Source organism: Phytohabitans maris, from assembly GCF_031085175.1.
Taxonomy (GTDB): Bacteria; Actinomycetota; Actinomycetes; order Mycobacteriales; family Micromonosporaceae; genus Phytohabitans; species Phytohabitans maris.
Genome location: NZ_JAVHUY010000005.1, coordinates 36542 through 58644, shown reverse-complemented (window position 1 = coordinate 58644; position 22103 = coordinate 36542). Strand labels below are relative to the sequence as shown.

General features: G+C 71.6%; 25 protein-coding genes and 1 pseudogene. 14 read left to right on the top strand and 12 right to left on the bottom strand.

What is annotated here, in order from left to right; translation table 11 throughout:
• Positions 1-3 precede the first annotated feature (3 nt).
• Positions 4-405: a ChaB family protein gene (locus tag RB614_RS06620; RefSeq protein ID WP_308711472.1), complete on the bottom strand. Its 402-nt coding sequence runs from the start codon at positions 403-405 to the stop codon at positions 4-6.
• A 94-nt stretch (positions 406-499) separates the two neighbouring features.
• Here RB614_RS06620 and RB614_RS06615 point away from each other — a divergent pair, with 94 nt between their 5' ends.
• The 3 genes from RB614_RS06615 to RB614_RS06605 are packed head-to-tail and all read left to right on the top strand — an operon-like array spanning position 500 to position 2293.
• Positions 500-1414 (top strand): YihY/virulence factor BrkB family protein, encoded by a 915-nt coding sequence (locus RB614_RS06615; protein WP_308711471.1) that lies wholly within the window; start codon positions 500-502, stop codon positions 1412-1414.
• A gap of 10 nt (positions 1415-1424) precedes the next feature.
• Positions 1425-1835, top strand: a complete 411-nt coding sequence (locus RB614_RS06610) for a DUF2795 domain-containing protein (RefSeq protein WP_308711470.1) — start codon at positions 1425-1427, stop codon at positions 1833-1835.
• Positions 1836-1846: 11 nt separating this feature from the next.
• Entirely contained in the window at positions 1847-2293 is a 447-nt protein-coding gene (locus tag RB614_RS06605; protein WP_308711469.1) for an SRPBCC family protein, read from the top strand.
• Here RB614_RS06605 and RB614_RS06600 read toward each other — a convergent pair.
• Both RB614_RS06600 and RB614_RS06595 read right to left on the bottom strand, forming a co-directional pair.
• A complete protein-coding gene (locus tag RB614_RS06600; protein ID WP_308711468.1) occupies positions 2284-3486 on the bottom strand; it encodes an MFS transporter in 1203 nt (400 codons plus the stop codon). The two genes, RB614_RS06605 and RB614_RS06600, sit on opposite strands and share 10 nt — an antisense overlap.
• Before the next feature lie 11 nt (positions 3487-3497).
• Positions 3498-5129, bottom strand: a complete 1632-nt coding sequence (locus RB614_RS06595; RefSeq protein ID WP_308711467.1) for an alkaline phosphatase D family protein — start codon at positions 5127-5129, stop codon at positions 3498-3500.
• A gap of 125 nt (positions 5130-5254) precedes the next feature.
• Here RB614_RS06595 and RB614_RS06590 point away from each other — a divergent pair, with 125 nt between their 5' ends.
• The 3 genes from RB614_RS06590 to RB614_RS06580 all read left to right on the top strand — a co-directional run bounded on the left by RB614_RS06590 (position 5255) and on the right by RB614_RS06580 (position 6569).
• Positions 5255-5464 carry a hypothetical protein gene (locus tag RB614_RS06590; RefSeq protein WP_308711466.1) on the top strand — a complete coding sequence of 70 codons (210 nt, stop codon included), beginning with the start codon at positions 5255-5257 and terminating at the stop codon, positions 5462-5464.
• A 101-nt stretch (positions 5465-5565) separates the two neighbouring features.
• Positions 5566-5934, top strand: a complete 369-nt coding sequence (locus tag RB614_RS06585) for a DUF6401 family natural product biosynthesis protein (protein ID WP_308711465.1) — start codon at positions 5566-5568, stop codon at positions 5932-5934.
• Between the two features lie 218 nt (positions 5935-6152).
• Positions 6153-6569 (top strand): hypothetical protein, encoded by a 417-nt coding sequence (locus RB614_RS06580; RefSeq protein WP_308711464.1) that lies wholly within the window; start codon positions 6153-6155, stop codon positions 6567-6569.
• A gap of 77 nt (positions 6570-6646) precedes the next feature.
• Here RB614_RS06580 and RB614_RS06575 read toward each other — a convergent pair.
• From RB614_RS06575 to RB614_RS06565, 3 genes and pseudogenes are all read right to left on the bottom strand, one after another.
• Positions 6647-7505: pseudogene (locus RB614_RS06575) on the bottom strand (mechanosensitive ion channel family protein).
• Positions 7506-7645: 140 nt separating this feature from the next.
• A complete protein-coding gene (locus tag RB614_RS06570; protein WP_308711640.1) occupies positions 7646-9682 on the bottom strand; it encodes a glycerophosphodiester phosphodiesterase family protein in 2037 nt (678 codons plus the stop codon).
• A 64-nt stretch (positions 9683-9746) separates the two neighbouring features.
• Complete coding sequence (locus RB614_RS06565) at positions 9747-10751, bottom strand: cellulose binding domain-containing protein (RefSeq protein ID WP_308711462.1); 1005 nt, start codon at positions 10749-10751, stop codon at positions 9747-9749.
• A gap of 172 nt (positions 10752-10923) precedes the next feature.
• Here RB614_RS06565 and RB614_RS06560 point away from each other — a divergent pair, with 172 nt between their 5' ends.
• From RB614_RS06560 to RB614_RS06545, 4 genes are all read left to right on the top strand, one after another.
• Positions 10924-11244, top strand: coding sequence for an STAS domain-containing protein (locus tag RB614_RS06560; RefSeq protein WP_308711461.1), 321 nt, complete (start codon positions 10924-10926; stop codon positions 11242-11244).
• A 165-nt stretch (positions 11245-11409) separates the two neighbouring features.
• Positions 11410-12810, top strand: a complete 1401-nt coding sequence (locus RB614_RS06555) for a glycoside hydrolase family 6 protein (protein ID WP_308711460.1) — start codon at positions 11410-11412, stop codon at positions 12808-12810.
• Positions 12811-12909: 99 nt separating this feature from the next.
• On the top strand, positions 12910-13512 hold the full coding sequence (locus tag RB614_RS06550) for a hypothetical protein (RefSeq protein WP_308711459.1): 603 nt from the start codon (positions 12910-12912) through the stop codon (positions 13510-13512).
• A 137-nt stretch (positions 13513-13649) separates the two neighbouring features.
• Positions 13650-13772 (top strand): hypothetical protein, encoded by a 123-nt coding sequence (locus RB614_RS06545; protein ID WP_308711458.1) that lies wholly within the window; start codon positions 13650-13652, stop codon positions 13770-13772.
• A 52-nt stretch (positions 13773-13824) separates the two neighbouring features.
• Here the strand turns inward: RB614_RS06545 and RB614_RS06540 are convergent, their stop codons facing one another.
• Genes RB614_RS06540 through RB614_RS06530 form a run of 3 tightly spaced genes read right to left on the bottom strand, consistent with a single transcriptional unit; the run spans position 13825 to position 16643 of the window.
• A complete protein-coding gene (locus RB614_RS06540; protein ID WP_308711457.1) occupies positions 13825-15009 on the bottom strand; it encodes an alcohol dehydrogenase catalytic domain-containing protein in 1185 nt (394 codons plus the stop codon).
• 28 nt (positions 15010-15037) lie between these two features.
• On the bottom strand, positions 15038-15997 hold the full coding sequence (ligD, locus tag RB614_RS06535) for a non-homologous end-joining DNA ligase (RefSeq protein WP_308711456.1): 960 nt from the start codon (positions 15995-15997) through the stop codon (positions 15038-15040).
• A 4-nt stretch (positions 15998-16001) separates the two neighbouring features.
• The gene (locus RB614_RS06530; protein WP_308711455.1) at positions 16002-16643 is read right to left on the bottom strand and encodes a glycerophosphodiester phosphodiesterase; all 642 of its coding nucleotides are present in this window, start codon (positions 16641-16643) and stop codon (positions 16002-16004) included.
• Positions 16644-16833: 190 nt separating this feature from the next.
• On the opposite strand from RB614_RS06530, the gene RB614_RS06525 reads away from it, so the two are divergent.
• Positions 16834-17340: a YflT domain-containing protein gene (locus tag RB614_RS06525; protein WP_308711454.1), complete on the top strand. Its 507-nt coding sequence runs from the start codon at positions 16834-16836 to the stop codon at positions 17338-17340.
• A gap of 81 nt (positions 17341-17421) precedes the next feature.
• On the opposite strand, the gene RB614_RS06520 is transcribed toward RB614_RS06525, so the two are convergent.
• Positions 17422-17877 carry a cellulose binding domain-containing protein gene (locus RB614_RS06520; protein WP_308711453.1) on the bottom strand — a complete coding sequence of 152 codons (456 nt, stop codon included), beginning with the start codon at positions 17875-17877 and terminating at the stop codon, positions 17422-17424.
• Between the two features lie 203 nt (positions 17878-18080).
• Here RB614_RS06520 and RB614_RS06515 point away from each other — a divergent pair, with 203 nt between their 5' ends.
• Positions 18081-18761, top strand: a complete 681-nt coding sequence (locus RB614_RS06515; protein WP_308711452.1) for a response regulator transcription factor — start codon at positions 18081-18083, stop codon at positions 18759-18761.
• Complete coding sequence (locus tag RB614_RS06510) at positions 18754-19845, top strand: sensor histidine kinase (RefSeq protein ID WP_308711451.1); 1092 nt, start codon at positions 18754-18756, stop codon at positions 19843-19845. The genes RB614_RS06515 and RB614_RS06510 overlap by 8 nt, the downstream gene beginning before the upstream one ends.
• An 85-nt stretch (positions 19846-19930) precedes the next feature.
• On the opposite strand, the gene RB614_RS06505 is transcribed toward RB614_RS06510, so the two are convergent.
• Positions 19931-20905: a D-alanine--D-alanine ligase family protein gene (locus RB614_RS06505; RefSeq protein ID WP_308711450.1), complete on the bottom strand. Its 975-nt coding sequence runs from the start codon at positions 20903-20905 to the stop codon at positions 19931-19933.
• A gap of 71 nt (positions 20906-20976) precedes the next feature.
• Positions 20977-21717: a TetR/AcrR family transcriptional regulator gene (locus RB614_RS06500; RefSeq protein WP_428982931.1), complete on the bottom strand. Its 741-nt coding sequence runs from the start codon at positions 21715-21717 to the stop codon at positions 20977-20979.
• A 78-nt stretch (positions 21718-21795) separates the two neighbouring features.
• Between RB614_RS06500 and RB614_RS06495 the strand changes: the two genes are divergently transcribed.
• Complete coding sequence (locus tag RB614_RS06495; RefSeq protein ID WP_308711449.1) at positions 21796-22023, top strand: hypothetical protein; 228 nt, start codon at positions 21796-21798, stop codon at positions 22021-22023.
• Positions 22024-22103: the final 80 nt, after the last annotated feature.

Sequence of the window (22103 nt, the reverse complement as noted above, 5' to 3'; positions counted from 1 at the left end):
AAGCTACCGCCGCCGGGCCTTCGCCGTTTGCCGGTTGTTCGCCTTCTCGATCGCCTTGACCAGCTCGGCCTTGTTCATCGTGGACCGGCCGCGGATGTCGAGTTCGCGGGCGACGCCCATGAGGTGCTCCTTGGGGGCGTTCGCGTCGACGCCGCCGGCCGTCTTCCTCGGCTGGTCGCGGTAGGAGCGCTCGGCCTGCTCGTCGCTCGGGCCCTTGCGCCCCTTCGGCTCCCAGTGGTCGCCGACCTTCTCGAACGAGTGCTTCAGCGCGGCGAACGCGGTGCGGTGCGACCGCTCACCCTCGCCGTACGTCTCGACCGCCGAGTCGTGTGTCTCGGCCCAGGTGTCCTGCGCCTTCTGGGGAGAACGCCGGATCGTGCTGGGCATGTCCTCGCGTCCGGGCATGACTGCCTCCTGTTCGTGAAGTCCTGCATAGGGCCCTACCCGCCTCCCCGAAAAGCAAACGTTTGCGCACGTCACAGGCCGGGTAGAGGCGGGCATGGCAGTCACTGCGGCACGGGCGGGCACGGTGCGGCGGGCTTCGTTCGCGACCTGGCGGGGCGTGCTGGTCCGCGCGGTACGGGAGTTCATGGACGACAACTGCACCGACTGGGCGGCCGCGCTCACGTACTACGGCGTCCTCTCCCTCTTTCCGGCGATGATCGTGATCGTGGCGCTCGTCGGCCTCGTCTCCGACGGGGAGCGGACCGTCGACGCGATCGTCGACATCGCCTCCGACCTGGGCGCCGGCTCGGTCGTCAACAACCAGAGCGTGGTGCAGCAGATCCGCGACGTGACCAGCCAGGGCTCGGCGAGCGTCCTGCTCAGCTTCGGCCTCGTCGGCGCGCTCTGGTCCGCCTCCGGCTACATCGGGGCGTTCACCCGCGCGTCCAACGCGATCTACGAGGTCGAGGAGAGCCGCAAGTTCTACAAGCTCCGCCCGCTCCAGCTGCTCATCACCGCGGCCGCGCTGGTGCTGCTGGCGCTGGTCGCGGTAATGCTGATCGTCAGCGGCCCGGTCACCGACGCGATCGGCGACGCGCTGGGCGCCGGCGACACCGCCCGCCTGACCTGGTCGATCCTGAAGTGGCCGGTGTTGGTTCTGGTGATGATGGTGCTGCTGGGGCTGATGTTCTGGATCGCGCCCGACGCCGAGCGGCCCCGCTTCCGGTGGATCACGATCGGCGGTGCGGTGACGCTGGTGGTGTGGGCGATCGCGTCGTTCGGCTTCGGGCTCTACGTGGCCAACTTCGGCTCGTACGGCGCCACGTACGGCACCCTCGGCGGCGTGATCGCGTTCCTGGTCTGGCTGTACCTGTCGAACTGCGCGGTCCTGCTCGGTGTGGAGATCAACGCGGAGGCCCGCCGGGTGACCATGCCCGAGCGGGGGTTTGCCCCGGAGACGCCCGGGTAGGACCAAACGCATGGATCGGGGTAACAGCAAGCACGGCCCGCGCCTGGACGACGAGATGGCCCGCGAGGTGCGGGGCACCGTCCAGGGCGTGGCCGGATCGCGGGTCGAGGAGTGGCGCGAGCCCGAACCGGCCGGCGAGGACCAGCCCGAGGCCACCGGAGTGCCGGCGGGAGACCGCCGCGCCGGGGCCCCGCAGGGCATGACCGACGAGGAGGTGGAGCAGCGCAGCGAACTGGGCCGGTACCTCGACCTGTCCGCGCTGCCCGCCGACCGCGAGGCCCTGCGGCGTACGGCCGAGAAGAACCAGGCACCGGACGAGGTACTCGACGAGCTGCGCCGCCTGCCGGCGGACCGCACGTTCGAGACCGTGTCCGAGGTGTGGGCCGTGCTCGGGCACGCGAACGAGACGACACGCTGGTAAGGAGGCACCCGATGGGTGGTGTGACCGAATCGGTGGACGTGGCGGTACCCGTGCGGACCGCCTACAACCAATGGACCCAGTTCGAGGAGTTTCCCCGCTTCATGCAAGGTGTCCAGGAGGTCCGGCAGATGTCGGACACCATGACCCACTGGAAGACCGAGATCGGCGGCGTCAAGCGCGAGTTCGACGCCCGGATCACCGAGCAGATCCCCGACGAGCGGGTCGCCTGGACCTCGACCGAGGGGACCCGGCAGGCCGGCGTGGTGACGTTCCACCGGCTCGACGACACGCACAGCCGGGTGACGGCGCAGATGGAGTTCGCGCCGGAGGGCGCGATGGAGCAGGCCGGCGACAAGCTCGGCGCGGTGACCCACCGGGTCAAGAGCGACCTCAAGCGGTTCAAGGAGTTCATCGAGGGCCGCGGTCAGGAGACCGGCGCCTGGCGCGGTCAGGTCTGAACGGCAGCCGCGGTCTCGATCGTCCCGTCGCCGACCCGGCGGCGGGACGACGCCGCGTAGAGGAGCATCAGCAGCAGGCTCATCGCGACCAGCGACGGGCCGAGCGCCTCCACGTCGACCCGGCTGAGCAGGATGCCGACCAGGCCGGGCAGGAGCGCGCCGCCGAGGGCCGAGCCGCCCAACTGCACCCCGATCGTCCGGTCCGCGTGCGCCTCGCCCACCCGGTCGGCGGTCATCAGCGTCATCAACGGGAAGACCGGCGCGGCCGAGAACCCGATGACGCCCAGGCCCAGCGCCGCCACCCAGCCCGGCGCGGGGAGCGCGACGAGCACCGCGCCTGCGGCCATGCCGGCGAGGCTGGCCCAGAGCACCTGGCCGCTGCCCACCCGCTCGGCGACCACGCCCTGCACGACCCGGCCGAGGAAGAGGCAGGCCCAGTACCCGGAGACGCAGACGCCGGCGACCGCCTCGCTGATCCCGCGCCCCTCGGTCAGCAGCGTGTACGCCCACAGGCCGGCGGCCACCTCGACCGCGACGTAGACCGCGAAGGCGAGCGCGCCCAGCCACACCGCCGGGATCACCAGCGTCGCGCGGATCGGCACCGGGGGCGGCGCGGGCACGTCGGCCTGCGCCGGCCGGTGCACGGCCCACCGGTTCACGGTCACCACGAACGCGGTCGCGAGCAGCAGCTGGGCGGTGGCGACCACCCCGTACCCCCAGCGCCAGGACAGGCCCGCGGAGAGTGCCGTGGTCATGATCAGCGGGCCGATGGCGACGCCGAGGCCGAAGAACGCGTGCAGCCAGTTCATGTGGCGGGGGCCGAAAGCCGCCGCCGCGTAGGCGTTGAGGCCCGAGTCGATCGCGCCGCCGCCGAGCCCGAGGACCAGCGCGAACGCGATCATCACCGCGAGGACCGGCGAGGCCGCGTACGCCGCGAGGCTGATCGCGCAGAGCGCGGTGCTGCCGGCGAGCAGCCGCCCGACGCCCAGCCGCGCGATCGTGAACCCGGCCGCCACGCTCGACGTCAGGTAGCCGACCGTGCCGACGGTGAGCAGTACCCCCACCGTCTCCCTGGGCACGTCGAACTCCTCGCTGATCGACGGCCAGCCCACACCGAGCAGGCCGTCGGGGAGCCCGAGGCTGATGAACGCGAAATAGGCGAGAAGGAGCATTCCCCCGCGGGTACGAGTCACGGGTACCGATTTTATGCCGGTGGTGACTCCCGGCGGATCTTGGATGAACCGGTCCCCACCGACCAGGCGGCCACCCAGCGGGCGGCCGTGTCGGCGCGGGTGCGGTCGGCCAGGTGGTACCAGTCCATCCGGCAGCGCTGGGTGGTCACGTCCAGCACCCCGTACCCGTGGCCGTCGAGCTCGGTCCAGCGCACGTGCGGGTTGGCCGCGCGCACGATGCCGGCGGCGAGGACGCTGAGCGGGCCGCCCGGGCTGGTGCCCAGGAAGTCGTCGACGTTGTCGCTGGTCACCGAGGGCACCACGAACTCCGCGGCGGCCGGCGCGCCGGGCCCGGTGGCGCGGGTGACCAGCTCGTTCGCCCAGGAGGTGTGGATGTCGCCGGTGAGGAAGACCACGTCCTTGGTACCGGCCGCGCGCAGGTGGTCGACCAGCTCGTCGCGGTCGGCGTTGTAGCCGTCCCACTGGTCGGTGTTGACCGCGAACCCGTTCGCCGGGATGCCGAGCAGCTTGCCCAGCGGCCCGAGCAGCCAGGCCGGGAGCGTCCCGACGTCCAGCCGCGAGATCATCACCGGGTTGCCGACCAGCTTCCACCGCGCGGTGCTCGACACGAGGCCCTGCTTGAGCCAGCTCATCTGGTCGTCGCCGGTGATCGTGCGCGCCGGGTCGTCCACGGCCGTACCGGAGGCCTGCACCGAGCGGTAGGTGCGCAGGTCCAACATGGACAGCTCGGCGAGGCGCCCGAAGCGCACCCGGCGGTAGATCGAGCCGCCGGCGCCGAGCCGCACGGGCATCCACTCCGCGTACGCCTGCCGCGCCGCCGCCAGCCGCGCCGCGAACGACCCCTCGGTGGCCGGGGTGTGGTTTTCCGCGCCGCCCGCCCACTGGTCGTTGGCCACCTCGTGGTCGTCCCAGGTGATCACCCAGGGCACGGCGGCGTGCAGCGCCCGCAGGTCCGGATCGGTCTTGTAGTGCGCGTGCCGGATCCGGTAGTCGGCGAGCGTCAGCACCTCGTGCGCCGGCCGGACGGCCCGCACCACGGTCCCGCCCGCGTCGAACTCCCCGGTCCCGTACTCGTACAGGTAGTCGCCCAGGTGCAGGACGAGGTTGAGGTCACCGCGGGCGGCCAGGTGCCGGTACGCCGCGAAGTAGCCGGCCTCCCAGTTGGCGCAGGAGACCACGCCCACGCGTACCCGGTCGACGGCCGCGTCCGGCGCCGGCGCGGTCATGGTCCGCCCGGTCGGCGACCAGTCCTGTCGAAGGCCGAAGCGGTACCAGTACGTCGTGCCCGGCGCGAGCCCGTCGACGTCGACCTTGACCGTGTGGTCGCGCAGCGGCCCCGTGGTGACCACGCCGTCGCGTACGACGCTCGCGAAGTCCGGGTCGGCCGCGACCTGCCAGGTCACCTCGACCTCGGGACCGGCGCCCGAGCCGGGCTGTGCCTCCTCGGTCGGCGTCACCCGGGTCCAGAGCAGGATGCCGCCGGGCAGGGGGTCGCCGGAGGCCACCCCGTGCCGGAACGCGGGCGAGGCGGCCACGGCGGCCGACCCGGCCGGACCCGCGGCGGCGATGGTGGCGAGCGTGGCGCCGGTGGTGAGGCCGGCGGCGCGCAGCAGGGTACGGCGGTCGAGCGGCGCGTTCGTCATGGTCGATGTGTCTATCAGCGTTACCTTGCGCGCGGCCGACGCCCGGGCGTCCAAACCGGACGCACACGGCAACATCAGCCGAACGACCGACGGGCGATCGGGGCACATCGAGCAAAACTGTCCGGATGCGCCGTGCCCCCCAAGCCACCGGCTTCCTGACCGCCCGCCAGCGCCTGCTCGCCTGGCTGGGCTTCGTCCTGGTCGCGTGCCAGGCGCCCATCGCCGCGAAGGTGCTGCCGGACGACTCCTGGTTGTTCAGCATCGTGGTCGCCCTCATGGTGGCGACGGTCATCATGGCCGACGACTCCATGCGACGGCGTCCTGCCGCAGAGTAATCAGAGCGTCGGTGACGTCGGTCTCAACCCAGCGGGCGGTCCCAAGATTCAACCGACCGGCGGAGGCTGGCCTCGCCGCGCCCCGACTAGCGTCGATGTCCATGACAGGGCTGTTCAGTGGCTTCACCTCACGCGCCGCGACGCGTTCGGCACGTTCCGAGATCAGCGGGATGATGTCGGCGTTCGGCGCGTCCGGTCTCGAGGCCGCCGCCCGCCACCCCGGCCTGCTCGCCGCGATCGACCAGCACGCGGCGGCGATCCGCGACAGCCTCCTGGGCGACCTGCGGCCGCTCACGCCGGTGCACCTGGCGGGCTACGCGGAGGGCGTCCGCGACGCGGCCGCCGAGCACGGCTGGCACCTGCCCGAGGGCCCGATCGACTGGTCGGCCGGCGTCGACTGGGTGCTGACCCGGCTGCTCGCCGTCTGCCACCTCGCCCACCCGGCGGTGCCGGCGCCCCGGCGCGCCTGAGCCCGGCCGCCCTTTTCCCTCGGCCCTTCGGGGTTCGGTTCAGTGGTTACGCCGCCGCGAGAGCCCCTTCCGGGTGAGCGTCCCCTCCGCCGAAGCGGCCGGTGACGCGCGGATGACGGGTTCGCGACAGTCGCCACCCGGTGCCAACCGATAGCGTCGCGGCGGGCCGGCCCGGGGATACGGTCGCGCCCGACCGCGCGCGAAGACAGGAGATCCGAATGGCCCGCCGGGTGTTGATGGGGATGGCCGCGCTGGTGCTAGCGCTCGGCGCCGGCGCCTGCGGCGGCGACTCCCCCGACCCGGCCCCGGAGCCCTCCCAGCCGGCCAGCACGCCGAGCCCCGGGCGCGAGGGGGTCGCCGGCATCGCGCCGGAGCCGGACCAGGCGACCGCCTTGGAGTACGTGGACGTGCTCATCAAGATCGACCGCGACATCGTGCACAACGAGGAGGAGAAGGCGGTCGACCGCGGCCGCGACCTCTGCGCCGCGGTGAAGCGCACGCCCGACGACGAGAAGACGCTGGTCGAGGCGACCACCCGCCGCTTCACCTCGCCCAACCACCCGAAGGGCTTCGGTGAGGCCAAGTCCAAGCGCATCCTGGCCGCCACCCGCAAGTACATCTGCCCGTCGTACTGACCCCGCCGTCGGTGATCGAAGCTCCCGTCATGTCGTTCCAGCGACGTGACGGGAGCTTCGATCCCCCCGCGGGGGTGTCACCCCCCCGGCCCCCCCCCCCCCCCCCCCCCCCGCGGGGCCCCCCCCCCCCCCCGGGGCCGGCTACCGCTGCGGCTCGACACGTGACGGCGTCGGGGCGGCTTCGCCGCGGTCGGCCATCTGCCGCTGCGTGTCGTCGCGGCCGCTGCTGTACGCCTGCGCGTGCTCGCGGATCGCCTGCGACTCGGCCGCGGCGCGGTCGAGCAGCCCCTCCCAGCGCTGCTGCATCGGGCGGATCAGGCCGCCGCCCACGCCGACGATCAGGATGCCGGCGATCGTGGCCAGCGCGGCGATCAGCACCGGGGTGGTGACCGTGGTGGCGATGCCGACCTGGTTGAGGGCGGCGATCGCGCCGAGCACGATGATGAACGCCCAGGCGAGCGTGGCCAGCAGCCGGCCGTACGAGAGTCCGCCCAGCGCGCTGCCGACCAGGTCGCGTACGGCGTTCGCGATCGCGATGGCGACCACCATGATGACGATCGCGACGAAGGCCTTGGGCAGCCACGACACCACGCTCGTGATCAGGTCGCTGACCGGGTTGGGGCCCCAGACGGAGAAGCCGATCTGGAGGACGAGCAGCAGCAGGGCGTAGTACACGATGCGGGACGTGATCGTGCTCGCGTCGTACCGGCTGCGCTCGAACGCCCGGCCCATGCCACCCCGCTCGATGGCGCGGTCGAAGCCGACCCGCTTGAGCGCCTTCTGCACCATCCGCCGGATGAACCGGGCCACGATCCAGCCCACGAAGAGGATCGCCAGGAAGGCGACCGCCTTCGGGAGGAAGACGAACACGGACTTCCACATATCGGTGAGCGCGCCGTCGATGTCGACCCGCCGTACCGCCAAGGGTTCGGACATTGGTGCCTCCAGTTCCCAGAGCGACCGTTTTGTCACTGATGGTCAACTCTGATCATGCACCGACATCCCGGCACCTATCCCGTCTTTCGGACAAAAGGGAAGCCCACCCCGAAGGGCGGGCTTCCGAACGTGACCGGAACTCAGCGGAGGCCGTTGCGGATCGCCACCGCCACGAGCGTGTCGGGGTCGTCGGAGATGATCCCGTCCACGCCCAGGTCGATCACCCGCTGCATGACCGCCGGGTCGTTGACCGTGTACGGCACGACCTTGAGGTCGTACCGCTCCTGGAGCACCGGCACCGCCGGCCCGTGGAAGTACGCCGGGTCGGTGCGCAGGTACCAGTCCGGCGAGGAGGCCGCGACCTGCGCCGGGTCGTGCACCTGCCAGTTGGACGAGACCGTGGCGGCACCCGCGGCGCGGACCAGCTTGCCCAGGTCGCGGTAGCGCCACCAGTCCAGCCCACCGGTCCACGGGCTCTTCGCGGACGGGTCCCCGTACACCGCCTGGAGCGAGCACTCGTCGGCGATCGTGGCGCACTCGGCCGGGCCGTACTGCCAGACCAGCGCGACGGTCTCGATCCGCCGGTCGAGCTTGCGGGCGAGCATGATGGTGCGCCAGTCGAACGACTGGATCGTCACCCGGTCGACGAAGCCGGCCTTCTTCACCGCGGATACCAAGAGCTTGGTGAAGACATCATAGGGAGCCGTATCCGCCACGGTCGGGCTGATCTTGGTCTCGATGTTGAGCCGGACGTCGCGGCGGCCGGACGCCTTGACGAGCGCGAAGACCTCGCTCAGCGTCGGGATCCGGGCGCCCGGCACCGCCACCTGCGCCGGAAACTCGGGCAGCGTCTTCGACCCGCAGTCGATCGTCTTGAGCTGGCGCAGGGTCAGGTCGTGCACCCGCTTCCCTACGTACGGGTACTCCGGGTCACCCGGCCACGCCGGCGCGGTGTCGACGCAGTGCGAGCCGTTGATCGTACGGTCGTGCAGCACGACGAGCTGCCCGTCCTGCGTGACGCCGGTGTCCAGCTCCAGTGTGGAGACCGCCCGGTTGGCCAGCGAGTACTCGAACGCGGCGAGCGTGTTCTCCGGCCGTACCGCCCGGGCACCCCGGTGACCCTGGACGTCGAACGGCGAGGCGTACCCGCGGGGGAGCTTGAAACCGCGCTGCGCGAGCAGCCCGCGGAGCCGGTCGGGGTAGTCGGTGATGATGCCGTCCACCCCGTCGTCGATCAGCTTGCCCATCGTCGGCAGGTCGTCGATGGTCCACGGCACCACCTTGATGCCGTTGCGGTGCGCGTGGCGGACCATCTGCTTGGTCACGTACGGCTGGTAGCCGGGGTCGACCACCGAGCCGCCCTGCGGGGTGCCGTGCACCGGCGAGAACGTGGTCGCCCCGAAGCTCTTGATCGCCTTGATCGGGTCGCCACCGAAGTCGTCGATGTCGATGCCACCCAGCCACGGCGAGGCGCCCGGCTGGCCGGTCTGCAGGAAGTCGATGTTGGTGAGCGCCACCAGCGGGAGGCGCCGCTCGACCTGGCGCATGCGCATCAGCGCGCCCCAGTCGAAGCTCTGGATGGTCACCTGGTCGAGCAGCCCCGCCTTGCGGACCTCCCGCGCGGTTACCTGCACGAACTGCTCGCGCGGCGCCGTCTCGCTCGGCGCCCCGGCCTCCACCTTGGTCTCGACATTCAACTGCACCGAGGCAGCGTGGTACCGCTTGACCAGCGCGAACACCTCGCTCAGCAGCGGCATCCGGGCACCCGGCACGGCGAGCTGGCCGGGCTTGTCGGCGAGCGTCCTGCTGCCGCAGTCGAGGGTGCGCACCTGGGCGAGGGTGAGCGTGTTGACGTACTTGCCCACGTACGGGAACTCGGGGTCGCCTGGGGTGGCCGGCGCGGTGTCGACGCACTTGGTGCCGGTCACGCGGCGGTCGTGGGTGACCACCGCCTGCCCGTCCTCGGTGATCTGCACGTCCAGCTCCAGCGTGCTCACGCCGAGCTGGAGAGCGTTGCCGAACGAGGCGAGCGTGTTTTCCACGCGCAGCCCGAGCCCACCGCGGTGGGCCTGAAGGTCGAACTCCGGCTTGTGCTTCGGGTGCGCCACCGCCGCGCCGGGCAGCGCCGTGAGGGTCAGGCCCGCGGCCAGCGCCGCCAGCGCGATTCTCCGCATCATCACGCGCGTGATCGTCGCGAAGCGGGGCGGCCACCGCGTGGGCGCCGGGTGAACAGGAAGCTAACTACTCGCAGGGACGGCCGTTGATGGCGCACCCGGTGGGCTCGCCGGCCAGCAGCCCCGGCACCTCGAACGTGAACACGACCGATCCACCCGCCGCCACCTCGCGCTCCCCGGCCAGCGGCGTGAACGTCACGAGCTCGCCCTCCTGCCGCGCGTCCGCCCCGCGCACGCTGTCGACCCGCTGCCCCGCGGGGAGGCTGAGCGTCACCGTCCAGCCGTCGGCCGCGCCCTTGCCGCGGTTGGCGATGGTGACCTTGCCCCGGTAGCCGGTGAGCCCGAGCAGACCGGTGTTGGCATCCCGGGCGTAGCTCGCGACCAGGTCGGGCACGGCCGCCGGCGCCGTCGCCTCGAGCGTGGGCGGCACGCTGCCACCCGCCGGACCGCCGACACCGGACGGTGCGGCGCCGCGCGCGGACGGCGTCGGCGAAGGTCCGGCGCTCCGCTCCGGCTGGCCGGTTGGGGGCCCACCGGTCGCGGCCGGGGTCTGCTCTCCCGCGGCGTCCACCGACGGCAGCGGCAGCGCCAGGTCACCGGTGGGCGGCCGGCTCGCCATCAGCACGGCATAAGCGCCGCCGACGATGGCCACCGCGGCCACCAGGACGAAGGCGATCGCAAGACCGACCTCGGTGCGGGTCCACGGGGGTCGCCCTGGCTTTCTTGGTACGCGTGACGCCGCCCCGGACCTCGGCGGCCCGAAGCCTCCGGGGCCCCGCCCGCCGCCCGACCCGCCAGGCGGCTCCGCCGGGCCCCCGCCACCCGGGCCGCCCGGAGCGCGGCGCGGCCGTGGGGCACGGTCGAGCGCGGGCGGCCGGTTGGGCGCCGGCGGGCGGCCCTGCGCCGGCGGGCGCTCCTCGGGCTCGGCCTCCGGCACCTCCCCGTCGGCGGAGGCGGTCATGCTGTCGTCGAACTGCTGCAGCTCAGCGACGTACCCCATCACGCCGGCGTCGCGCTGGCGCGGGATGGGCGCCTCGACCGCCTCGTGGGTACCCGCGGGATCAGCAGTCACGCCGCGACTATATGTGGGCAGCTCATATCGGGCGCAACCCCCTAATCCCTAGGGGTTGGTTTCCGGATGGTGTGATCGTTGCCGTACGGTGACCGTTCGCCGATGTGCACGTGAAATCCCACCCCACTACCGTGACCGGTAGGCGAATACCACACCCGTTGGGAGGGCAGGCGTGGTCGGGGCCCTGGTCCGCACCCGCGTGGCGAGCAACGGCAGCATGGTCGTGCAGGTGCGGGGCCACGTGAGCGAGGCCGCCACGGCGCAGCTGCGCCGCGCGCTGCTGCACGCCCTGCTCCGGGTCCGCTCCGATCGCCTCGTCGTCGACCTGCGCCACGCGGGCTGGCTCGACCCGCTCGGCGTCGGCGCCGTGGTCGCCGGCTGCGAGGTCGCCAGCGACCGGTCGGTCACGGTGGTCGTCCACCGCCCCACCCACGGTGTGGCCCGCCGCCTGCGCGCCGCCGGCCTGCCCGGGAAGGCACTCCTGCGCCGCTAGTCGCTGCCAGGCCAGCAGATCCTATCGACCTTCGTCGATTTTTTCGAAATGCGGTGAAGCCGGTTCGACGCGGGGTCTTCACATCCGCGCAACATACCCGTACGGTAATCGATGTCTATGGGAGCGCTTCCAACGAGGAAGCTCTATGCCGGGAAGGAGTCCCGCATGCGCAGGAGATCCGCGCTCTCCGCCATCGGCGCGGCCGCCGCCGCAGCGTTGGCCACAGCGACGGCGGTCGGTGTCGGGCTGCTGCAGCCCCAAGCCGCGTCGGCCGCCGATTCCGTCTTCTACGTGGATCCGGATACCAACGCGGCCCGCTGGGTCGCCGCCAACCCCAACGATTCGAAGACCGCCGTGATCCGTGACCGGATCGCCAGCGTGCCGCAGGCCCGCTGGTTCACCACGACCAACACCTCGGCCGTGCGCGGGCAGGTGGACGCCTTCGTCGGCGCCGCCGCCGCGGCCGGCAAGATCCCGATCCTCGTGGTCTACAACGTGCCCAACCGCGACTGCGGCGGCGCGAGCTCCGGCGGCGCCCCCAGCCACCAGGCGTACCGCGCGTGGGTGGACGAGGTCGCGGCCGGCCTGGCAAACCGCCCGGCGTACATCATCCTCGAGCCCGACGTGCTCGCCCTGATGAGCGACTGTCAGAGCGCGGCGCAGCAGGCCGAGACCTCCGCCTCGATGGCGTACGCGGGCAAGCGCCTCAAGGCCGGCTCCGCGCAGGCCCGGGTCTACTTCGACGCGGCGCACTCGGCCTGGCTCTCGGCCAGTGAGATGGGGCGACGGCTGGTCGCCGCGGACATCGCCAACAGCGCCGACGGCATCTCGCTCAACGTCTCCAACTACCGGGCCAACTCGGAGCTCATCCCGTACGGCCGCTCGGTCATCGCGGCCATCGGCGCGAGCAACCTCAAGATGGTCCTGGACACCAGCCGCAACGGCAACGGCCCGGCCGGCTCGGAGTGGTGCGACCCGCCCGGGCGGGCGATCGGCATCCCCAGCACCACCAGCACCGGTGACTCCGCGGTCGACGCGTTCCTCTGGATCAAGCTGCCGGGCGAGGCGGACGGCTGCATCGCCGGCGCCGGCGAGTTCGTGCCGCAGCGGGCGTACGACCTCGCGATCGCCGCCGGCCCGGTCACCACGCCGCCGACCACCCGGCCGGCCACGACCCCACCGACGACTCCCCCGACGACCCCGCCCACCACGCCGCCGACGACCGGGCCGACCACGGGCCCGCCGCCCACCACGGCACCCCCCGGTACCTGCAGCGTGGTCTACGTGCCCAACCAGTGGACCGGTGGCTTCACGGCGGACGTGCGGATCACCAACCGGGGCGCGGCGGTGACGAGCTGGACGCTGCGGTTCACGGTCGGGTCGGGCGTACAGCTCACCAACGGCTGGAACGGCACCTGGAGCCAGTCCGGCACGCAGATCACCGTCGGCAACGCCGGCTGGAACGGCAACATCCCGAGCGGTGGCACGGTCAGCGCCGGCTTCCAGGGCACCGGCACCCTGGGCACGCCGACCGCGATCACCCTGAACGGTACGGCCTGCGCCTGACCTGTCACTGATGGATATCTGCCTCTCCTGAAAGGGGTGGCCCCGCGCGGTGTGGCGCGGGGCCGCCCACTAGGTTCCTCCAGATTGGACGGTGCCGAGATGACCGCCGACGCGACCGCCGCCACCGACCCTCTCGCCCCTCCCCCGCGCCGCCGCGGCCGGGCCCGGTGGATCGCCGTCGCGGTGGTGGTGGTCGCGGCCGCGGTGCTCGCGGTGGTGCTGCGGTCCGCCGGATCGGCCGGCACGTCCCGCCCGCCCACGCTGCGAAACCAGCTCGCCGACCGGATCGCGACGGTGCTGGAGCAGTCCACGCCGGCCGACCACCACGGGCACGGCCACCACAGCATCGGCGACACCAACGTGGTCAAGGGCCCGACCCTCTGCGCGGTGCGGACGCTCGGCTTCGAGCCGGCCGAGGCGAAGACGGCCGCCGAGGTGCGCACCGTGTACGCGTACCACCTGTGCGCGATCGTCGAGCCGGGCCGGGCGTGGGACTTCGCCCAGAAGCTCTCCGGCCCGATGGCGGTCCAGCTCACCGAGCCGATGAAGATCGAGGTCGTCGAGCCCGGCCTTGGCTTCCAGGACCGGGTCCGCGCGCTCATCCCGGCGCCGTACCAGGTGGAGGCGCTCAAGGAGCTCCTCGACGACGACCAGATGCGCGACCTGCGCGAGCGGTTCGACGAGGCGTTCAGCAAGGTCTGACTCCCCGCACCCCACGAAGAGGGGCGTCCCCGCGATCCGGGGGCGCCCCTCTTGTGCACGGGTTCGTCGAGGCGACCAGCACCACCCGGGAGGGGCGCCGCCGGCCGCCGCTTCGCCGATGTCGACGGGTGTGTGGCATGAGCGCGCTCGCCGCGGACACCATGTGGATGACCCACCGGCGGCTGCGGGCGTTCGTGCGCCAGCCCGCGTTCCTGGTCATCACGCTCGTGCAGATCGAAGCTCCTTTCATGTCGTTCTAGCGACTTGAAGGGAGCTTCGATCACGGACCATCCTGGCGGCGGAGGGTGGGGGTCATGGGCGGAGGAGGACCTTGACGGCGCCGTCCGTCTTCTTCTGAAACATCTCGTAGGCGCGCGGGGCCTCGTCCAGCGGCAGGTGGTGGGTCGCGAAGGTCTCGGTGCCCAGCGGGTCGTCGTCGCGGGCGAGCAGGGGCACGATGTCGTCGACCCAGCGTTTGACGTTGCCCTGCCCCATCCGCAGCTGTATCTGCTTGTCGAAGAGGATCCGCATCGGCAGCGGGTCGGTCATGCCGCCGTATACGCCGATCAGCGAGATCGTGCCGCCGCGACGGACCAGCTCGATCGCCGTGTGGAGGGCGACCAGGCGGTCCAGGCCGGCCTTCTCGACCAGCATGGCGCCGAGCGTGTCGGGGAGGATGGCACCGACGTACTGGGCGAACCGGCCGGCGTTCGAGCCGTGTGCCTGCATGCCGACCGCGTCGATGACGGAGTCCGGGCCACGGCCGCCGGTGCGGTCGCGGATCTCGCCGGCCAGGTCGCCGGTCTCCCGCAGGTCGATCACGTCGACGCCGCGGGCCCGGGCCCGGTCCAGCCGCTCGGGTACCAGGTCGACGCCGATGACCCGGCCGGCGTGCCGGTGCGCGGCGATGCGGGCGGCCATGTCGCCGATCGGGCCGAGCCCCAGCACCACGACGCTGCCGTCCTCGGGGACGGCCGCGTACTCGACGGCCTGCCAGGCGGCGGGCAGGAGGTCGGAGAGGTACACGTAGCGGTCGTCGGGCGGGCCCGGGGGCACCTTGATCGGGCCGTACTGGGCCTGCGGCACGCGCAGGTACTGGGCCTGGCCACCGGGGACCCCGCCGTACAGCTTCGTGTAGCCGAACAGCGCCGCGCCCAGCCCGCTCTCCCGTACCTGGGTGGTCTCGCACTGGGTCTGCAGGCCGCGCGAGCACATGAAGCAGTAGCCGCACGCGATCTGGCACGGGATCACCACCCGGTCGCCGGGCCGGATCGTGCGTACCTCCGGGCCGACCTCCTCCACGACGCCGATCGGTTCGTGGCCGAGGATGTCACCGCGATCGATGACCGGCGACAGCACCTCGTACAGGTGCAGATCCGAGCCGCAGATCCCGCTCGAGGTGACCCGGATGACCGCGTCGGTGGGCTCCTCGATCCTCGGGTCGGGCACGTTGTCGACGCTCACCTCGCGCCGCCGCTGCCAGGTCACCGCTCGCATAGCGGGCGGCTACCCGACTCCGTACCCCTCAAACACCCTCACGGCGGGCGCGGGCCCGGCGCTTGCCCTCGTGCATCGCCTGTACGCGGGCGATGGGGATCGTGTGCCCCTCGGCGACGAGGTCGTCGGGGAGCCGTTGCGGCGCGGGCGTCCGCTCGGCCCACGGGTCGGTGCCGCCGAGCAGCCCGGGCGCGGTGTGGATGGTGAAGTCGGCGGGCTTGACCCGGTCGAGGTCGTCCCACGCCACCGGAAACGACACCGGCAGGCCGGGGCGCAGCCGCGGGCTGTACGCCGCCACGACCGTCGCGCCACCGGCCCTTGTGGAGTCGAGGAAGACCTTGCCGGCCCGGTCCTCCTTGATGAACGCGGTCGTCGCGACCGACGGGTCGATCCGCTCGGCGCGGGCGGCCAGGGCGCGGGTGGCGGCGGCGACGTCCACGATGTCGACCGACTCGTCGACCGGTACGAAGATGTGCACGCCCTTGGAGCCGCTGGTCTTCACCACGCCGGCGAGCCCGGCCTCGGCCAGCGCCTGCCGCACCAGGTGGGCCGCGGCGACCACCTGGTCGAACGCGTCGCCCTCCGGCGGGTCGAGGTCGAGGATGAGGTCGGTGACCGCGTCCCAGCGCTCGGCCCGGGTGAGCGCCGGGTGGTACTCGATCGCCCGCTGGTTGCCAAACCAGAGCAGCGTGCGGCGGTCGTTGCAGAGCGCGTACCGCACCTCGCGCTTGGAGGCGTCCGCCCAGCGGGTGACCGTCTGGACCCAGTCAGGCGTGTACTTGGGGAGGTTTTTCTGCATGAAGGCGTCCTGCCCGCGCAGGATCCGGATCACCGAGAGCGGCCGGTCGCGCAGCACCGGGATGATCCGGTCGCGCATCGCGTCGAGGTAGTCGACGAGCTCCCGCTTGGTCGCGCCGGCCCCCTCGAAGAGCGGCTGGTCGAGGTTGGTCAGTGCGACGCCGTCCCGCTCCTCGCCGGAAGCACCCATCCGCTCAGCCTGCCATCACGTCCCGGAGTAGGTCCAGGTTCTTGCTGATCACGGCCGATACGCCGAGGTGGCGGGCGTGCGCGAGCGCCGGTGGCGTGTCGACCGGCCACACCATGACCACCTCGACCGACTCGCGCAGCTCGGCGACCACGGCCGGGGTGAGCAGCTCGCGGCGGATCGACACGCCGTACGCCGGCTTCCGCCGCACCCGCTCGCGGAGCCGCCGCAGCGTGAACCGGTTGCTGGAGGAGTACACCCGCCGCACCGGGTCCTCGAACGAGTCGAGCATCCTCCAGTGCTTTCCGCACACGGTGATCGGCGCGTCCGGCGCGACCTCGCGCAGCAGCGCCGCCACCCGCGGCGCGAGCGCCGCGGCCGGACCCTTCAGGTCGAGCATCAACCGATGGTCACCGTCCGCGACGGCGAGGACTTCGTGCAGTTCCGGGAGTACGACGTCACGCCGTCGCACGAGTACCCAGGTGTCCCACAGCCACCCCGGGCCGAGCGTCTTCAGGTGGCGCACCTCGATCGCGCCTTTGAAGAGGTGGATGTCGGCCTCGACGAGGTCGACCCCGGCGTCGAGGGCGGCCCGGAGGCCCTGCGTGTCGTTGCCGGCGCGGTGGGCGATGGCCATGAGCGGGGGCACGGCTCAGCGTAACCCGGGTCCGTTGGCCGGATCCGATGGCGCGGAACCGCGCGTGGTGGCACGCTGGGGGCGAAACCGCCCGAGGCCGGCAAGCTCCGCCCTCGTCGCCGCGCTCCTCGGAGCGGACCGTGCCAGCCCGGGGGCCAGCGAGCGGAGCGAGTGCGACCAGCACAGCGCCGAGGAGGCTCTCATGACCAGTTCTTGGACAGGGCCGCCGGTCGGCGGGGCGGAGACCCCCGCCCGGCCCACCGTGACCGTGGCCAGCTACCCCGACTACGCCTCCGCCCAGCGGGCGGTCGACTACCTGTCCGACAACGAGTTCCCGGTCGAGCGCACCGCGATCGTCGGCACCGACCTGCGCCTGGTGGAAAACGTGCTGGGCCGCATGACCGTGGTCCGGGCCGGGCTGGCGGGCGCGGCCACCGGCGCCTGGTTCGGGCTCTTCATCGGCCTGCTCTTCGGCATCTTCAGCGAGTCCAACTGGATCGGCGTGATCCTCGCCGGCGTGCTGATCGGCGCGGTCTGGGGAGCGGTCTTCGGCGCGATCGCGCACGCCATGACCGGCGGCCGCCGCGACTTCACCTCGACCAGCTCCCTTCAGGCCGCGCAGTACGCGGTGACGGTCGACGCCGAGCACGCCGACGCCGCCCGCCAGCTGCTCACCCGCCTCAACTGGCAGGCGAGCGGCGCCAGCTAGTCTGCCGGGTCGGCGAGCCGGTTCTCTCGGGCGCGAGCGGGCAGCGCCTGTCGATGCATCGCGGTCAGTTGTAGTAGCAGGTCAGTTGTTGTAGTAACTGACCTGGCAGGGCGTCCCGCCGACATTGAAGCCGGTTGGCCGGTGGCTGACGGTGAAGGCGACTCCGGAGAAGCGCATGATGGCCGATGCGCCAGGTGCGAGGGTGTTGGTGTACGGAGGGTAGGCGGGAGTAAGCGTGCCGCTGGTGCCCACGACCGTCAACGTGGCGTTTTCCGCGTACGCGTTGACGAATGCCGGGCCCGGCACGGTGAACTGCACCGACCAGTCGACGAGTGGCTCCGAGCCCGCGTTCACGACCACGACGGTGGCGACATAGCCGGATCCGCGCATCACCACTGACACCGGGCAGAAGAGGGTGGGCGCGTCGGCAGCCGGTACGGGATCCGCCGTGGCTGCCCGGGCGGCTGTCGCTGGCGCCAGCGCGGTCACGCAGACGATGGAGAGCAGCCATAGCCGCAGGAGTCGGGATCTGAACATGCTAGGTCCTCCGATCGGAGCCGACGACCCAACCATTGTCGCCCGTCGATGCGATGCCCCACCTAGAGTTCCGCTCGACGCCGACTCGCGGCTCGCGCGCCGCCGTCGGGCGGTCACCTGCCCGGTCTGGCCCCTCGACGAGGAAGGCCGGTCCGCGGTTTTCGGTATGCCGACGATATGTGCGGGTTCGTAGCATCGGCAGTATGCGTGTGTTGATCGTCGAGGACGAGCCCTACATGGCAGAAGCCATCCGCGACGGGCTGCGCCTGGAAGCGATCGCGGCCGACATCGCCGGCAACGGCCACACCGCCCTGGAGATGCTCAGCGTCAACACGTACGACATCGCCGTGCTCGACCGCGACATCCCCGGCCCCTCCGGCGACCAGGTCGCCGAGCGCATCGTCGCCTCCGGCACCGGCATGCCCATCCTCATGCTCACCGCCGCCGACCGCCTCGACGACAAGGCCACCGGATTCGAGCTCGGCGCCGACGACTACCTCACCAAACCCTTCGAACTCCGCGAACTCGTACTCCGGCTCCGCGCACTCGACCGCCGGCGCGGCCACAGCAGGCCACCCGTGCGGGAGATCGCCGGCCTCCGCCTGGACCCGTTCCGCCGCGAGGTCTACCGCGACGGCCGGTACGTCCCGCTCACCCGCAAACAGTTCGCCGTACTCGAAGTCCTCGTCGCCGCCGAAGGCGGGGTCATCAGCGCCGAAGAACTCCTCGAACGAGCCTGGGACGAAAACGCCGACCCCTTCACCAACGCCGTCCGCATCACCGTCTCGGCCCTCCGCAAACGCCTCGGCGAACCCTGGCTGATCGCCACCGTGCCCGGCGTCGGATATCGCATCGACACCGGCAAGGGAGCAGGCCGTGGATAGGGCACCGGGGCTGAGCGTCCGCCTCAAACTCACCCTCAGCTACGCCGGCTTCCTCATGGTCGCCGGCGCCCTGCTGCTCGCCGCGGTGTGGGTTTTCCTGCTGCGCTACGTACCCGACATAGTCCAGACGCCGCGCGGAATCCAAACCCTCAGACCCGACCTGATCCGCGCCTTCACCCCGGCGGCGGCCGCGGTGCTGGCGTTCCTGCTGATGTTTGGCCTCGTGGGCGGCTGGATCCTGGCCGGCCACATGCTCTCACCGCTGAACCGCATCACGCACGCCACCCGCCTGGCCGCGAACGGGTCACTCTCCCACCGGATCCACATGGAAGGCCAGGAAGACGAGTTTCGCGAACTCGCCGACGCTTTCGACGCCATGCTCGCACGGCTCGAAGCGCACGCCGCCGAACAGCAGAGGTTTGCCGCCAACGCCTCCCACGAGCTGCGTACCCCGCTGGCGGTCACCCAGACTCTCCTCGACGTGGCCCGCAACGACCCCCGACGCGACGCCGGCGAACTCGTCGACCGCCTCCACTACGTCAACACCCGAGCGATCGACCTCACCGAGGCACTGCTGCTGCTCAGCCGGGTCGACCAACGGTCGTTCACCCGAGAACCCGTCGACCTCTCCCTCGTCGCCGAAGAGGCCACCGAAACGCTGCTCCCGCTCGCCGAGAAACGCGGCCTCACCATCGAGACCTCCGGCGACATCGCACCCGCCATCGGCTCCCACGCGCTCCTGCTGCAGATGACCACGAACCTCGTGCACAACGCGATCGTCCACAACCTGGCCGAAAAGGGCACGGTGTGGATCACGACCAGCGTCCACGCCAAGACCGTGGTGCTCACCGTCGAGAACACCGGCGAAAAGCTCTCCCCGCAGCTGGTCTCCACGATCGTGGAGCCGTTTCAGCGCGGCACCGGACGCATCCGCACCGACCACGCCGGTGTCGGCCTCGGCCTCGCGATCGTCAAAAGCATCGCCCAGGCGCACGAGGGAACCCTCACCCTCACTCCCCGGACCGACGGCGGGCTCCACGTCACCGTGCAACTGCCCGCCGCGCCACCGCAGGCCGACCGATGAAAGCCGACGGTGGTGACCATTTCCACCTCATCGAAATGGCGTTCGCGGACGTCAGCGACGCGCCTCCTCGGCTCGACGCGGTGCCTCAGGAGCGCCGCACGGCCGCCGAGCTGCCCCTCGCCTCGGCCAGCCTGGCGAGCTGCAGCCAGACGCGTTCGAACGCGTAGCCCTTGGCCGCGAGGCCCATGAGGAAGGTGGAGGTCTCGGTGAGGCCGGGCGCGACGGCCGTCTCCAACACGAACACCCGGTCGTCCTTGTCGACGATCAGGTCGGTTCGCGACAGGTCGCGCAGGCCCAGCGCCCGGTGCGCGGTGAGTGCCGCCTCCGCGACGGCCGCTGCCGCCGGGTCGCTCAAGCGGGCGGGGCAGAAGAACTCGGTCGCCCCCGCGGTGTAGTGGGCGGCGTAGTCGTAGATCCCCCTGCGGGGCACGATCTCGACGGCCGGCGTCGCGACCGGCCCGTCTCCCAGGTCGACGACGGCGACGGCGACCTCGACGCCGACCACGGCCCGCTCGATGAGCGCGGTGTCGTGGTACGCGAAGCACGCCATCAGCGCCGCGGGCAGCTGGTCCGCGTCGTTGACCCGGCTGACGCCGAAGGCGGATCCGCCGGCGCGTGGCTTGACGAACAGGGGCAGGCCGAGCCGCTTGAGGACGAGCGAGATCAACGGAGCGGCGCCCAGGTCGTGGAAGGCCTCGCGGGGCAGCGTCACAGAGGCCGGCGTACCGAGGCCCGCCTGGACCAGGAGCGCCTTCGCGAGTGGCTTGTCGAAGGCGAGCCGGCAGGCTTCGGCCGACGCCCCGACATAGGGCACGCCGACCAGCTCCAGCACCTCGCGAACGGTGCCGTCCTCGCCCGGGTTGCCGTGCAGGACGGGCAGCACGACCGATGGCGGGTCGGCGATGAGAGTCTCCATCAGGTCGGGGCCCAGATCGCCGAACTCGACGTCCACGTCGAGCCGGCGCAGCGCGTCGAACACTCGCCGCCCGGAGTGCAGGGAGACCTCGCGCTCCGGGGAGAGCCCTCCAGCGAGCACGAGTACGCGGCCAAGCTCTGGCATCAGTCCACTCCGAAACATCGCCTCGAAAGAGTCGGTCAAGATAACCACAGCCTGCCCGGCTCGAGCAGCCGTCAGGACCGCGCGGGCTGGCCCTTTTGCGGGGTGGCGAGTATGGCGTCGACGCCGCGTTCGAACAGGTCGTCGTCGCTCCATCGCCCATCGTCGAGATGGCCGGAGGCGACGAGGGTGGGGTACGCGGCGGGGTTGGCCGCGATGTGCTGTCGCGCCGCGGTTCGTGCCTCAGGGTCCGCGGCTTGACGCCAGGTGGCTTCGGTCAGGGCAGCGCCGATCACGTAGTTGGCCAACAGCCGGGTGACGACCGCCAGGTGTACGCCCGTGAGGCCGCCGCGGACGAGCGCTGACTGCAGGAACTCGGTTCGCGCGAGGACGTTGGGGCCCAGCATCGGCCGCCCGATCAGGCTGGGTGCCCAGGGATGGCGAAGCATCACCGCGCGCCACCTGGCCGTCAACTCGTACACGTTGTCCCGCCAGCCGGCACCGGCATCGGGGATCTCCACCTCGTCGAAGACGTGGTCGACGGCCAGGTCGAGCACGTCGTCCTTTGTCTTCACGTGCCAGTAGAGGGCGGTCGAGGTGACCCCGAGGCGCTGCGCCAGGCGCCGCACGGTCAGCCCTTCGGTGCCCTGCTCGTCCAGCAGGGCCACGGCCGCTTGGACGATGCGCTCCCGGGTCAGCGGTGGCGTGCGGCGGGGACGGGACGGCTCCTGACGCAGCCAGACCGTGTCGCCGGCGCCGCCCCGCCGACCAGCCCGGCCTCCACCTGGCGGCTCGCCCAATTCGCTCGCGTTCACCCGCACCACTCTAGTACAGTGCTCATGCAACTTAACGCTGATAAGTTGCCTGTTCGTCGTTTAGGAGGTTTCCGACCAATGCCTTTGGTACGGATACATCTGGACACCGACAAGAAAACTGCCCGCCGCGTGCTTGATCTCCACCACGCGGGAAAGGTGCACCACGAGTCGCGAAACTCCGCCCGCGAGGAAGTCTGGCGTCAAGGCCGTACCCCCGCCGCCGAACCCGTCTTCGTCGGCACCACAAACGGCGAGCCCATCCAACTCATCTACGAGGTCGAGGTGCACACGGACACGACGCCTTGAATCCTGAATCCCGGTTCACGATTGCGCGAGGATCCGTCGCGGCCGCCGCATTCGGGAGTCCAATGAGCCCGATAGCGTGT